The organism is Micromonospora sp. B006 (assembly GCF_003408515.1).
Classification (GTDB): domain Bacteria; phylum Actinomycetota; class Actinomycetes; order Mycobacteriales; family Micromonosporaceae; genus Micromonospora; species Micromonospora echinospora_A.
Genome location: NZ_CP030865.1, coordinates 3,822,686 through 3,836,647 on the forward strand (window position 1 = coordinate 3,822,686; position 13,962 = coordinate 3,836,647).

Here is a 13,962-nt window from a genome sequence, read left to right on the forward strand (position 1 = left end):
GGGTACGAGCAGACGGGAGCCCCGCCCGGCGCGTGCGCGAGAGACAGTTCTTGCCTCCCTGGCTGCCTAGTACGGCATCCGACAACCTCGAACTCCAACCATCATCACGCATGGCGCTGCGTACTAGCGTGGGGCGACGCGGCAGCCGGGGTCGGGGCCGGTGTCGGCTACGCCGCAGTGGAACACCTCGACCGGGGCGGCGTCCACGTCGGGCACCTTCGCGACGGTGAGCAGCGCCAGCCGCTTCGCGACCGGTTCACCGGAGTCCGGGGCGTACCGGATGAGGCCGCTGACCCCCGGGTAGCCGCCGGCGGCGTTCTGCCGCAGCACCTCGGCGTGCACCCCGACCGGGTTGACCGAGCGGGGCTCCCAGCGGCGGCCGGTGTCGGCGTGGCGCAGGCGGGCGGCGAGGCTCTCCAGCGCGCGTACCGTCATCATGGTGGCGTCGTAGGCCAGGCTGACCCGCTCGCCGACCGGCGGGCCGGCCCCGGCGCGGCATCGGGGCGGGTCGAGCAGGCCGTCCGCGCCGATCCAGGTGAGGAAACTGCCCCGGGCGTCGTCGCGCCCGGCCTGCGCGGCCCGTAGCGACGCACACGTGGCCAGCGCGGCCTTGGACACGTAGGTGACCGGCAGGTTGCCCGGCGCGCTGGCGCGCAGCCCCGGGTTGGCCATGTAGCGGTTCACCGAGTCGTCGGCGACCAGGTGCCGGGGCGGGTTCGCGCCGCACTCCTTGAGCGCGCGCATGAACCCGTCGAACTCCGACCAGCGGCCGGCGAAGAAGAGCATCCCCGGGTAGCCGCACTCCTGGGTGAGCCGCCGCCCGCTGCGCCACTCGTCGAGCCGGGTGATCCGGTCGCCGAAGCGCTCCCGCAGGCCGTCGACAAGCGTGGCGACGTACAGGTCGTCGGCGAGCGAGCTGCCCTCGCCGGTGGTCCAGTAGACGTGCGCCTCCCCCACCCGCAGCACCTGCCGGGCGTACGCCTCGACCATCCGCACCTGGTCCCGGTTCGGCGCCGACATGGCCAGGTAGAGGCTGGAGTTGGCGTCCATCCGGTCGGCGGACAGCGTGGGGGCGAGCACCGGCAGGCCGACCCGGTTGAGTTCGCGCAGCGCCGCCGCCGTGCTGGTGCGGCTGTCCACCAGCCCGACCACGCCGAGCACGGTGGGGTCGTCGCGGGCCAGCCCCTCCAGCATCCGTACCGCATCGTCGGCGTGCCGCATCTGCCGCCCGGCGTTCGCCACCACGATGTGCAGCAGCGCCGCGTCGTCCGCCGCCGCCGACTCCTGGAGCAGGGCGTACTGGGCGGTGGCCATGCCCTCCAGTTCCTCCCGCTCGGAGACGTAGGACTCCTCGTCCGCGCGGGTCCGGTTCCCGGTGAGGCTGCCCAGGTAGACAAGCGTCAGATAGGGGCGGCGGTGCTCGCTGCGCCGCCACACCTCCTCGGCGGCCCGGTTCTGGGCGAAGATGCGCCGCTGCACGGCACGCAGCCGGTCCTGCCCGGGTTCGCTGTTGAAGACCTGCCCGGCGGTGTCGCTGTAGCCGACGCACTCCCCGGCCACGAGCCGGACGGCGACCCGGTCGGCGGGCCAGGGGCGGCAGTCCGGCGCCCACCGCCCGTGCGCCCACACACCCAGCCCGGCGACGAGCGCCAAGGCCACCGCTGCGGGCAGGAACCGCCGTGCCCACCAGGGCGGGTCGGGCGCGACAAGGGCCGGCGGGACGCCTCCCACCGGGACGTCGACGTCCCTGTCGTCCGCCTCCAGCAGCATCAGCCAGGCGCCGGGGCGGCGCAGCCGGCGGTTCTCCGGCAGCGCCTCGGCCCACTCCTCGTACGCCTCCTCGGCCTGGTCCAGCGGCCGGGCCGCGGCCGGTTCCGGGGGCGGGTCGGCGGCGACCGCGACGACGAGCAGCGGGTCGTTGCGGCCGGTCTCGTTGCGCACCTCGTCGACGAGCCGGACCAGCGTGTGCCCGACGTTGTCCGGCCGCGCGCCGTCGAGCACCAGCACCGGATAGGCGGTGCGGCGCCAGTCGCCGGGCCGCCAGAACCGCCTTCGGTACGCCAGGCGCAGGTCCTCCAGGAACGCGTGCAGCAGCAGCTTCTCCACCTGGGCCGGGTGTTCGCCGTCGCGCCAGCCGGCGGTGAGCCGCTCGGCGAAGCCGAGGAACGTCACCGACTGCCGGGGCGCCAGGTACTGCTGGCGCATGAACCAGCGGTACTGCCGTCCGACGAGCGGCACCCGGCCGGAGACGGCGATCCGGAACACGACGCTGGGCACGGCCCGCCAGAGCAGCCAGAGCAGCAGGTGCAGTGCGGTGCCGAGGCCGGAGTCGCCGCCGACCTGGGGGTCCTCACGGGTGCGCCGTCCCCGCCAGTCCCGCAGCCGACGTACCAGCGCGGTCCGGCCGCTGTCGGCGGCGTCCAGGTCCACGGCGAGCGTCTGATGCATCAGCCAGTCGGCCAGCGGATAGTGCCGGAACCGCAGCCGGGGCGCGCCGAACGCCTCCACGGAGAGTTGCCGGTGCAGCTCGCGCAGCACGGCCGCGACGTCGTCTCCGGCCGGGCGGCCGGTCAGATCCAGCACGGCGTGCGGTACCCGCCGCCCGGCCCGGCGCGCCGCGAAACGCCGTAGCAGGGCCGCGACCGCGCCGTCCCCGGTGGGCCGGACCAGCCAGAGCAGCGGGAGCCGGCGGTCGCCGCGGCGTGGACGCCGCAGCAGCCAGGCCAGCAGGGTGAGCAGTTCCGGGCCACCGGCCGGGAACTGCTCACGGACCGGCCGCGGCCGGGTCGCCGGTTCGCGCATGGTCACCTCCGGGTCACACGGGGTGTCGCACCATTGTCGATGCTCGATGCAACCCGGCAAGGGCGGGGCCCCGCTCGACGGACGGTTGTCGAGCGGGGCCCTCTCCTCACATGCGGATCAGCCGATCGCCGCGGTCAGCGCGGCCAGGTAGCCGTAGCGGTAGCCGTTCGCGTTCGGGTGGTACGCCTCGATGACGCCGCTGACGTCACGGATCCACGGGTCGGCGGCGCACACGCCGTGCCCGGCGAAGAACGGCCGCGCGTCGACGAACGTGCCACCGGCGGCGGCGACCCGGCCGGCGATGACGCCGTTGAGCGTGTCGGCGGCCTGGTTGAGGATGGTGCGCTTGTAGCTGCTCATGGCGAGCAGTCCACAGGAGCCGGTCTCGAACAGCCGCGGGTAGCCGAGCACCACCAGCCGGGCGTTCGGGGCCCGGTTGCGGATCGCGGTGTACGTGGCGTCGAGCCGGCCGGGCAGCGTCGCGGTGGTGAACGCCTTGGACTCGTTGACCGCGCTCTCGCAGCTCGACGTGCTGCCGAAGCGGCAACTGGTCATCACGTCGGCGAAACCGGCGTCGTTGCCGCCGATGGTGATGGTGACCAGCGTGGTGCTGGTGCTGAGCTGGCCGACCTGGTTGTTCAGCACGTCGGCGGTGACCGCGCCGCCGCAGGCCGGGAACTTGAAGCTGGTGACCGAGTGGGCGGCGGCCCACAGCGGGGCGTACGACTTCTGGCTGCGCAGGCAGGTGGACAGGTCGTACGGGCTGGCGCCGACCCCGGAGGAGTAGGAGTCGCCGAGGGCGACGTAGTTGACGGTGGCCGCCCGGGCGGCGCCGGGCAGGAGCACGGCGCCGAGAACGGCCGCCAGGACGGCGGCGAACGCGGTACGGACGCGACGGGACATGACAGAGCCTCCACGGGGCAGGGGTGGTGGAGCCCGTTGACCGCGCGCGTGGCCGAGGGATCGGTGCTGTTACTGGTCGGTAATGCTATCGAAACATTCGCAAAAATTGAATAGCCGAGATCGACCGGACGGGACAGATGCGTTCACACGTGTCGATTAGTTTGGCGGTGACGACACCCGACGGAGGGAGTCCCCGTGCGACGCGCACTCACGGCGGCCATCGCCGCCCTGACCCTCACCGCGGCCGGCACCACAGTGACCGGCGCGCCCGGCCAGGCCGCCCCGGCCGGATGGGGCCGGCCGCAACCCGCGGCGGCCACCCCGACGCCCGGCAGCCCCGGGCTGGGCGACAGCTACTTCCCCGACTACGGCAACGGTGGCTACGACGTCGGGCACTACGACATCCGGCTGCGCTACGAGCCGGCCACCGACCGGCTCAGCGGCACCACCACGATCCTGGCCACCGCCACAAAGGACCTGTCCCGGTTCAACCTGGACTTCCTCCTCGACGTCGAGTCGGTGCGCGTGAACGGCTGGGTCGCCGGCTTCGCCCGCGCCGGCGACCACGAGCTGGTCGTCACCCCGGCCCGGCCGCTGACCAAGGGACAGCAGCTCACCGTCGTGGTGAAGTACGCCGGCGTGCCGTCACAGACCACCGTCTACGGCTACACCGCGTGGACCCGTACCGCCGACGGGGCGCTCGCCGTCAACGAGCCCGAGTCGGCCTGGTGGTGGTACCCGAGCAACGACCACCCGAAGGACAAGGCCACCTGGGACATCTCGGTCTCGGTGCCGACCGGCGTCGAGGTGATCAGCAACGGCGTGCAGCCGCGTGACCCGCTGCCCGAGGCCGGCAACCGCACCCGGTGGAGCTGGCGCAGCGTCAAACCCGGCGCCACGTACCAGGCGTTCCTGGCCATCGGGCAGTACGAGATCGTCACCGACGTCGCGCCGAACGGGCAGCCGGTGGTGAACGCCTACAGCACCACGCTGGGCGAGCGCCTGCCCGCCGCGCGGGCCAGCATCGAACGCACCGCCGAGATCGTCGACTGGGAGAGCGGGCTGTTCGGCCCGTACCCGTTCGAGGCGCAGGGCGGCGTGGCCGGGCCGGTCGACGGCATCGGCTTCGCGCTGGAGACGCAGACCCGCCCGGTGTACGGCCCCGGCTTCTGGCGGCGCGGCGCCAACCCGTACGTGGTTGTGCACGAGAACGCCCACCAGTGGTTCGGCGACTCGGTGTCGGTGGCGGACTGGCGGCACATCTGGCTCAACGAGGGCTTCGCCTCGTACGCGGAGTGGCTCTGGTCCGAGGAGCAGGGCGAGGGCACCGCGCAGGAGCTGTTCGACTTCACCTACGACAGCTACCCGGCCGACTCCGAGTTCTGGCAGGTGCGCCCCGGCGACCCGGGCCCGAGCGGGATCTTCGACGACGCCGTCTACGACCGGGGCGCGATGGCGCTGCACCAGATCCGCCTCGCCGTCGGCGACGCCGCGTTCTTCCGCATCCTGCGCACCTGGACCGCCAAGCGTCAGTACGGCAACGGCACCGTCGCGCAGTTCCAGGCGCTCGCCGAGCGGATCTCCGGGCGGGACCTCGACGCGGTGTTCACCACCTGGCTGTTCACGCCCGGCCGGCCCGATGTGGCCGCCGCCGCGCGGACGAGCGCCGCACCGGCGCAGCCGGCCTCGTGGGCGAAGATCCGCGCGGCGCACGACCTGCTCGGCCGCTGACCTACGCCGCCGCTCGGCGCGCCGTTCGGACGACGCGCCGCGCGGCGGCGGCGGGCGTTAAGAAGGGCCCCTCCTCTACCCGAGGCGTTAACAGGGGGCCCTTCCTTTCACCTGGCGGCGAGTGGCTGGCGGGCCGGGTCGACCGGGGCGGGCAGGTCGCCCACCCCACCCAGGTACGTGTGGATCGCCGCCGCGGCGGCGCGTCCCTCCGCGATCGCCCAGACGATCAGCGACGCGCCCCGGTGCATGTCGCCGGCGACGAAGACACCTTCGGTGGCCTGCCAGTCCGGGCCGGAGTCGATCGCGCCCCGGCCGTTGCGGGTCACCCCGAACTGCGCCAGCAGCGGCTGCTCCTCGGTGCCCTCGAAGCCGATGGCGAGCAGCACCAGGTCGGCCGGGATCTCCCGCTCGGAGCCGGGCAGCGCGGTGACGATGCGGCGACCGTCCACCTTCTCCACCGTCACCTCGGCGATCCGGACCGCGCGGACCTGGCCGGTGCCGTCGTCCACAAACTCCTGCACGGCGACCGCGAAGACCCGGTCGCCGCCCTCCTCGTGCGCCGGGTAGTTGCGCAGCACCCACGGCCAGGTCGGCCACGGGTCGCGCTCCGCGTCCCGCTCCGACGGCGGCTGCGGGTAGAGGTCGAGCTGGTGTACGCCGGCCGCGCCCTGCCGGTGCGCCACGCCGAGGCAGTCCGCGGCGGTGTCGCCACCACCGATGATCACCACGTGCTTGCCGGCGGCGTCGATCGGCGTGCCGTCGGGGAGCATCGCGAGGGCGGGCTTCCCCTCCCCGGCGGCTGCCACGACCCGGTTCGCGGCGACCAGGTGCGCCATCGCCTGATGGACGCCGCGCAGCGCCCGGCCCGGCGTCTCCGGGGTGTCCCGGCCCTGCAACGCGCCGCAGGCAAGCAGCACCGCGTCGTGCTCGGCGCGCAACTGCTCGGCGGTCACCTCGACGCCGACCTCGACGCCGGTACGGAACCGCACGCCCTCGGCGGTGAGCTGGGCCAGCCGCTTGTCGATGTGCTGCTTCTCCAGCTTGAAGTCGGGGATGCCGTAGCGGAGCAGCCCGCCGATCGCGTCGTCGCGCTCGTACACGGTGACCGTGTGACCGGCGCGGGCGAGCTGCTGCGCGGCGGCCAGCCCGGCCGGGCCGGAGCCGACCACCGCCACCGACCGGCCGGTGGACACGGACGCGGGCCGGGGCCGCAGGCCGTCGCGGGCCACCGCCGCGTCGGCGATCTCCACCTCGACCTGCTTGATGGTGACGGGCTGCTGGCCGCCCAGGCCGAGCACGCAGGCCGCCTCGCACGGTGCCGGGCAGAGCCGGCCGGTGAACTCGGGGAAGTTGTTGGTGGCGTGCAGCGAATCCACCGCCGCGTCCCAGTTGCCGGTGCGGACCAGGTCGTTCCAGTCCGGGATGCGGTTGCCCAGCGGGCAGCCGTCGTGGCAGAACGGGATGCCGCAGTCCATGCACCGGGTGGCCTGCTCGCGGATCAGCTCCTCGCCGGCCGGCGGGTACACCTCCCGCCAGTCGGAGATCCGCACCGGGACCGGACGGCGGGCGGGCAGCCGCCGGTCGTAGCGCAGGAAACCGTTCGGGTCAGGCACGAGCCACCTCCTGGGCGACCGCCCGGGGCGCGGGCGGTACCGGCGCGGGAGCGAGGGCGCTCATCACCGCGTCGTCGACGTCTCGGCCGGCGGCTTCGGCGGCCCGCATGATCTCCATGACCCGGCGGTAGTCCCGGGGCACCACTGCGGTGAACTCCTCCACCGCCTGCGGCCAGCGCTTGAGCAGGTCCTCGGCGACCGCCGAGTCCGTCTCGGCGAAGTGCCGCTGGACCAGCTCGTGCAGCCGGTCGCGTTCCTCGTCGCGCAGCGGCGACAGGTCGACCAGCTCGGTGTTCACCAGTCGCCGGTCGAGCCGGTGCACGAACGCGGTGCCGCCGGACATGCCGGCGGCGAAGTTGCGCCCGGTCGGCCCGAGCACCACGACGGTGCCGCCGGTCATGTACTCGCAGCCGTGGTCGCCGAGGCCCTCGACCACCGCGACCGCGCCGGAGTTGCGCACCGCGAACCGCTCCCCCACCCGGCCGCGCAGGTAGACCTCGCCGCCGGTCGCGCCGTACAGGATGGTGTTGCCGGCGATGATCTGGTCCTCGGCCCGGCGGCCCGGCGCGGCGTCCACGCCGACGAACGGCGCGTCGGTGTCCGGCCGGACCACGATCCGCCCGCCGGACAGTCCCTTGCCGACGTAGTCGTTGGCGTCGCCGTGCAGGCGCAGCGTGACCCCGCGCGGCAGGAACGCGCCGAACGACTGGCCGGCGGTGCCGCGCAGCAGGAACTCGATCGTGTCGTCGGGCAGCCCGGCGCCGCCGAAGCGGCGGGTCACCTCGCCGCCGAGCATCGCGCCGACGCTGCGGTGCTCGTTGCGCACCTCGACCTCGACCCGGACCGGGGTGCTGTCGCGCAGCGCCGGCCCGGCCAGCTCGATGAGCCGGTTGTCCAGCGCCGCGTCGAGGCCGTGGTCCTGGGCGCGGACACCGCGCCGGGCCGCGCCCTCGGGCAGTTCGGGCAGGTGCAGCACGCGGCTCAGGTCGAGCCCGTGGCCCTTCCAGTGGTCGATCGCGCCGACCACGTCGAGCAGCTCGGTGTGCCCGATCGCCTCGTCGATGCTGCGGAAGCCCAGCTCGGCCAGGTAGCCGCGGACCTCCTCGGCGAGGAAGAGGAAGAAGTTCTCCACGAACTCGGGCCGGCCGGTGAAGCGCTCGCGCAGCACCGGGTTCTGGGTGGCGATGCCGACCGGACAGGTGTCCAGGTGGCACACGCGCATCATCACGCAGCCCTCGACGATGAGCGGCGCGGTGGCGAACCCGAACTCCTCGGCGCCGAGCAGCGCCGCGATCAGCACGTCCCGGCCGGTCTTGAGCTGGCCGTCGACCTGCACGGTGACCCGGTCGCGCAGCTTGTTGAGCAGCAGCGTCTGCTGCGCCTCGGCCAGGCCCAGCTCCCACGGGGTGCCGGCGTGCTTGAGCGAGTTCAGCGGGGACGCGCCGGTGCCGCCGTCGTGCCCGGAGATCAGGATGACGTCGGCCTTGAGCTTGGCCACGCCGGCCGCGACGGTGCCCACGCCCACCTCGCTGACCAGCTTCACGTGCACCCGGGCGGCCGGGTTGACGCACTTCAGGTCGTGGACGAGCTGGGCCAGGTCCTCGATGGAGTAGATGTCGTGGTGCGGCGGCGGGGAGATCAGGCCGACGCCGGGGGTGGCGTGCCGGGTCCGGGCGATCCACGGCCAGACCTTGTTGCCGGGCAGCTGCCCGCCCTCGCCGGGCTTCGCGCCCTGCGCCATCTTGATCTGGAGGTCGTCGGCGTTGACCAGGTATTCGCTTGTCACGCCGAAGCGGCCGCTGGCGATCTGCTTGACCGCGGAGCGGCGCGCCGGGTCGTGCAGCCGCTCGACGTCCTCGCCGCCCTCGCCGGTGTTGGACTTGCCACCGAGCCGGTTCATCGCGATGGCGAGCGTCTCGTGCGCCTCCGCCGAGATCGACCCGTACGACATGGCGCCGGTGGCGAAACGCTTCACGATCTCGGTGGCCGGCTCGACCTCGTCCAGCGGAACCGCCGGGCGTACGCCGGTGCGCAGCGTGAACAGCCCGCGCAGCGAGCCCGCCTTCGCGGCCAGCTCGTCGACCTTGGCGGTGTACTGCCGGAACACGTCGTACTGACGGCTGCGGGTGGCGTGCTGGAGCAGGAAGACGGTCTCCGGGTTGAACAGGTGCAGCTCGCCCTCGCGGCGCCACTGGTACTCGCCGCCGACCTCCAGCCGGTCGTTCGCCTGCGTGCCCGGCGCCGGCCAGGCCCGCGCGTGCCGGGCCGCCACCTCGGCGTGGATCTCGGCCAGCCCGATGCCGCCGATGGTGCTCGGCGTGCCCCGGAAGTACCTGTCGACCAGGCGGGTCTCCAGGCCGACCGCCTCGAAGACCTGCGCCCCGCAGTACGACGACACGGTAGAGATGCCCATCTTGGACATGATCTTCAGGACGCCCTTGCCGAGCGCCTTGACGTAGTTGCGGACCGCCTTGACCCGGTCGACGCCGGCCAGCACGCCGGTGGAGATCATGTCCTCGACCGACTCGAAGGCCAGGTACGGGTTGACAGCCGCCGCGCCGTACCCGATCAGCACCGCCGCGTGGTGCACCTCGCGGCAGTCGCCGGACTCGACGACCAGCGCCACCTGAGTACGGGTCTGCTCGCGGACCAGGTGCTGGTGCACCGCGGCGGTGAGCAGCAGCGACGGGATCGGGGCCAGGTCGGCGTTGGAGTCCCGGTCGGAGAGCACCAGGATGCGGACGCCGTCCTCGATCGCCTCGGAGACGTGCCGGCAGATCTCGGTCAGCCGGGCCTTGATGCCGGCGCCGCCGTCGCGCAGGCGGTAGAGCCCGGAGACCCGGACCGCCTTGAAGCCGGGCAGGTCGCCGTCCTCGTCGATGGAGAGGATCTTGGCCAGCTCGTCGTTGTCGATCACCGGGTACGGCAGCACGATCTGCCGGCAGCTCGCCGGACCCGGGTCCAGCAGGTTGCCCTCCGGCCCGATCGTGGACGCCAGGCTGGTCACCAGCTCCTCCCGGATGGCGTCCAGCGGCGGGTTGGTGACCTGCGCGAAGAGCTGATGGAAGTAGTCGTAGAGCAGCCGCGGCCGGGTGGACAGCGGGGCGATCGGCGTGTCGGTGCCCATCGAGCCGATCGGCTCCGCGCCGCTGCGGGCCATCGGGCCGAGCAGGATCTTCAGCTCCTCCTCGGTGTAGCCGAACACCTGCTGGCGGCGGCGCACCGAGTCGTGGGTGTAGACGATGTGCTCGCGGGCGGGCAGGTCGTCCAGCTCGATCAGGCCGGCGTGCAGCCACTCCTGGTACGGCTGCTCGGCGGCCAGCTCGGTCTTGATCTCGTCGTCGGAGACGATCCGGCCGTTGACGGTGTCGACCAGGAACATCCGGCCCGGCTGGAGCCGGCCCTTGGCGATCACCGTGGACGGGTCCAGGTCGAGCACGCCCGCCTCGCTGCCCAGCACCACAAGCCCGTCGGCGGTGTGCCACCAGCGGCCCGGGCGCAGCCCGTTGCGGTCGAGCACCGCGCCGACGACCTCGCCGTTGGTGAAGGCCACCGAGGCCGGGCCGTCCCACGGCTCCATCAGGCTGGCGTGGAAGCGGTAGAACGCGCGCTTGTCGGCGCGCATGTCCGGGTCGTTCTCCCACGCCTCGGGGATCATCATGAGCACCGCGTGCGGCAGGCTCCGCCCGGCCAGGTGCAGCAGCTCCAGGACCTCGTCGAAGTTCGCCGAGTCGGACGCCGCCGGGGTGCACACCGGGAAGACCCGGCGGATGTTGCCGGGCAGATTCGGGCTGCGCAGCAGCGCCTCGCGGGCCTGCATCCAGTTGCGGTTGCCGCGGATCGTGTTGATCTCACCGTTGTGCGCGATGAACCGGTACGGGTGCGCCAGCGGCCAGGACGGGAACGTGTTCGTGGAGAAGCGGGAGTGCACCAGCGCGATGGCGCTGACCACCCGCTCGTCGGTCAGCTCCGGGTAGAACTCCGGGAGCTGGTCCGGGGTGAGCATGCCCTTCCACACCATGGTGCGGCCGGACAGCGACGGGAAGTACGCCGGCACGCCCCGCTCGGCGGTCTCCCGCTCGACCTGCTTGCGCAGGCAGAACGCCACCCGGTCCAGGTCGAGCCCGGTCAGCGGGGAGCCGGCCGGGCCGGCGGGCGAGTCGGTCAGCCGGCGCGCGGAGAGGAAGAGCTGCCGGACCCGGGGCATCGCCGCGAGGGCCGTCTCCCCCAGCCCGGACGGGTCGGTCGGCACCTCGCGCCAGCCGAGCACGTCGGCGCCCTCGACCAGCGCGTACTTGTCGACCACCTGGCGGGCGCGGGTCTCGGCCGCGTCGTCGTCGGGCAGGAACACCAGACCGGTGGCGTACTGGCCGGCCGGGGGCAGCGGGAAGTCGACGGTGGCGCGCAGGAACGCGTCCGGCACCTGGATCATGATGCCGGCGCCGTCCCCGGTGTTGTGCTCCGCGCCCCGGGCGCCCCGGTGGTCCAGCCGGCACAGGGCCCCGAGGCCGTTCGCGACGACCTGGTGCGAGCGCCGCCCGTGCAGGTCGGCCACGAAGGCCACACCGCAGGCGTCGTGCTCGTACGCGGGGTCGTAGAGCCCGGTCGTCGGTGGGGCCGACTGCGGGCTGTGAGGGTACGGAAAGGCCACCGGGCCTCCTGTCGTCACTCAGGATGGATCATGATGGGGACGACGTCGGCCCTCTGCGGTTTATTGAGTCTACGTTAGGGCTTCCGGCGCAAGGCCAGTTCAGATTGATCACACTTCCAGATGCTGGGACGTGTAGTCTCGCGCGGTGGATCTCGCACGCGCTGACGTACTCGACCGGTTGGAGCGGTTCTACGACGCGGTGCCCCGCGACGGGGCCCGCTGCGAGGAGTACGACGCCCTGGTGCTCTTCGTCCGGGAAGGCGCCGGATGGCCGTTCTACGCCCGGCCCCGGCTCGACGCCACCGGGCACCCCACGCTCGCCGACGTCACGGCGGTCCGCGCCCGCCAACGGGAGCTGGGCCTGCCGGAGGCGTTCGAGTGGGTGCACGAGCATCAGCCGGACCTGCTGGCGGTGGCCCGCTCGGCCGGGCTGAGCGTGCTGGAGGCGCCGCTGATGCTGCTGGAACCGGAGCGGCTGCCCGAACCGGGGACGTTCAGCGACGTACCGGTGCGGGTGCTGGACCCCGCCGAGCCCGGCTTCGCCGCGGACATCGCGCTGCGACGGGCCGTCGCCGCGGTCGGCTTCGCCAACGGCGGCACCGCGCGCGGCGAGGCCGGACCGGCCGAGCGGGACGCCGCCGTCGCCGGGCTGGACGTGGCCGCGCTGGAGGAGGAGGCGACCCGGGTCGCCGACGGCCGGCGCGTCTCCGTGCTCGCCGGGACGCCCGAGGAAGGCGCGCTCGCCAGCGGCATGGCCATGCGGGTGGGCGACGTGGCGGAGATCGCCGGGGTGGCCACGCTGCCGTCCGCGCGGCGGCGCGGCCTCGGCGCGGCGGTGACCGCCACCCTCGCGCGGGAACTGCGCGCCGCCGGCACCGAGCTGATCTTCCTCAGCGCCGGCAGCGAGGACATCGCCCGGGTCTACCTACGGGTCGGATTCCGCCGGATCGGCACCGCCTGCATCGCCGAGCCCGCCGCGGTCATCTGAGGACTGACCCGGCTGCCGGCCGGCCGGGGACCGAGCCGTCGCGGGACGGCCGCGCGCGGACCGGGCCGCACGCGGTCAGGACGGCGGCTGCCAGGCGGCGGCCGCCGCGGCGGCCGTGTTGCGCATCCGGGGGCTGATCGTGCCGAGGGCGGCGTCGCGGGCGCGCAGCGCCAGCCGGCCCCGGGCCTGCAGGACCGCCGACATCCGCCGGGTCTGCCGGACCATCGTGGCCGCGCGAGGGCGGCGCAGCCTGTCGTACGCGGTCACCGCGTCCGGCAGCCGCGACTCCCGCAGCAGCCCGGCCAGCGTCGCCGCGTCCTCGAACGCCAGGCAGGCGCCCTGGCCGAGGTGCGGCGGCATGGCGTGCGCGGCGTCGCCGAGCAGCACCACGCCGCCCGGCCCGGCCGGGAAGCCGTACGCCTTCGGCAGCGGGCGCAGCTCGCGGATCTCCTGCTGCACCACGTCGTCCGGGTCGGTCGCCTCCAGCAGCGTGCCGATCGGCGCGGGCCAGCCGGCGAACCAGCGTTTGAGCAGGGCGAGCTGGACCTCGGGCGGCTCCGGGCGGGGCGCGCCCGCCGCGGTGGCCACCCAGTAGACGCCGCCCCGGCGGGAGGCCCCGGCGTTGCCCCGCTCGCCGAGCGAGGCGGCCAGGAACCGGTAGCCGGCGCCCAGCGTCTCGCCGTGCAGCGGCTGGTCGTCGGGCAGCTGCGGGGCCCGGTACCAGGGGATGACCGCCCGCCACGCGGCGCACCCGGAGCTGACCACCGAGCTCTCCGGCGCCAGTTGCCTGCGGATCTCGCTGTCCACGCCGTCGGCGGCCACCACCAGATCCGCCTCGTAGGTGTGCCGGCCGTCGCCCACCGCCGGGCGCTCGCCGGAGGCGGCGCGCACCGTCCGCACTGTCACGCCGGTACGCAGCTCGACCCGGTCACCGAGGCCGGCGATGAGCGCGTCGTGCAGGTCCTCCCGGTGCACCACCACCGGCATCCGCTCGGCCGGGGTGGACCGGGGCTGCACCAGCCAGTGCCCGTCCGGGCGGCGCACGCCGCCGTCGGGCAGCGGTGTGGCGATCGCGTCCAGCCCGTCGCCCAGCCCGAGGGCGCGCAGCGCGCGCACCCCGTTGGGCCAGAGCACCACGGCGGTCGCCTCCGGCCGGACCCGGTCGGCGCGTTCCAGCAGCGTGACCTGCCATCCCGAGCGGGCCAGCACGCCGGCCACCGCCATCCCGCCGAGTCCGGCGCCGACCACCACCGCGCTGCGCATGACTCCCCCGC

General features: G+C 73.9%; 7 protein-coding genes. 2 read left to right on the forward strand and 5 right to left on the reverse strand.

The genetic code is table 11. The features are described 5' to 3' along the window. Positions 1-123: 123 nt before the first annotated feature. A complete protein-coding gene (locus tag MicB006_RS16940) occupies positions 124-2,802 on the reverse strand; it encodes a hypothetical protein (RefSeq protein WP_116507381.1) in 2,679 nt (892 codons plus the stop codon). 117 nt (positions 2,803-2,919) lie between these two features. Continuing rightward, entirely contained in the window at positions 2,920-3,705 is a 786-nt protein-coding gene (locus tag MicB006_RS16945; protein WP_116507382.1) for an SGNH/GDSL hydrolase family protein, read from the reverse strand. Between the two features lie 195 nt (positions 3,706-3,900). On the opposite strand from MicB006_RS16945, the gene MicB006_RS16950 reads away from it, so the two are divergent. After that, complete coding sequence (locus tag MicB006_RS16950) at positions 3,901-5,436, forward strand: M1 family metallopeptidase (RefSeq protein ID WP_116507384.1); 1,536 nt, start codon at positions 3,901-3,903, stop codon at positions 5,434-5,436. A gap of 107 nt (positions 5,437-5,543) precedes the next feature. Here the strand turns inward: MicB006_RS16950 and MicB006_RS16955 are convergent, their stop codons facing one another. Beyond that, positions 5,544-7,049 (reverse strand): glutamate synthase subunit beta, encoded by a 1,506-nt coding sequence (locus MicB006_RS16955; protein ID WP_116507386.1) that lies wholly within the window; start codon positions 7,047-7,049, stop codon positions 5,544-5,546. After that, the gene (gene gltB / locus MicB006_RS16960; RefSeq protein ID WP_116507388.1) at positions 7,042-11,700 is read right to left on the reverse strand and encodes a glutamate synthase large subunit; all 4,659 of its coding nucleotides are present in this window, start codon (positions 11,698-11,700) and stop codon (positions 7,042-7,044) included. Before gltB ends, MicB006_RS16955 begins: the two co-directional genes overlap by 8 nt. Before the next feature lie 145 nt (positions 11,701-11,845). On the opposite strand from gltB, the gene MicB006_RS16965 reads away from it, so the two are divergent. Beyond that, positions 11,846-12,688 carry a GNAT family N-acetyltransferase gene (locus MicB006_RS16965; RefSeq protein ID WP_116507390.1) on the forward strand — a complete coding sequence of 281 codons (843 nt, stop codon included), beginning with the start codon at positions 11,846-11,848 and terminating at the stop codon, positions 12,686-12,688. A 75-nt stretch (positions 12,689-12,763) separates the two neighbouring features. Here the strand turns inward: MicB006_RS16965 and MicB006_RS16970 are convergent, their stop codons facing one another. Next, the gene (locus MicB006_RS16970; protein ID WP_116507391.1) at positions 12,764-13,951 is read right to left on the reverse strand and encodes an NAD(P)/FAD-dependent oxidoreductase; all 1,188 of its coding nucleotides are present in this window, start codon (positions 13,949-13,951) and stop codon (positions 12,764-12,766) included. Positions 13,952-13,962 lie beyond the last annotated feature (11 nt).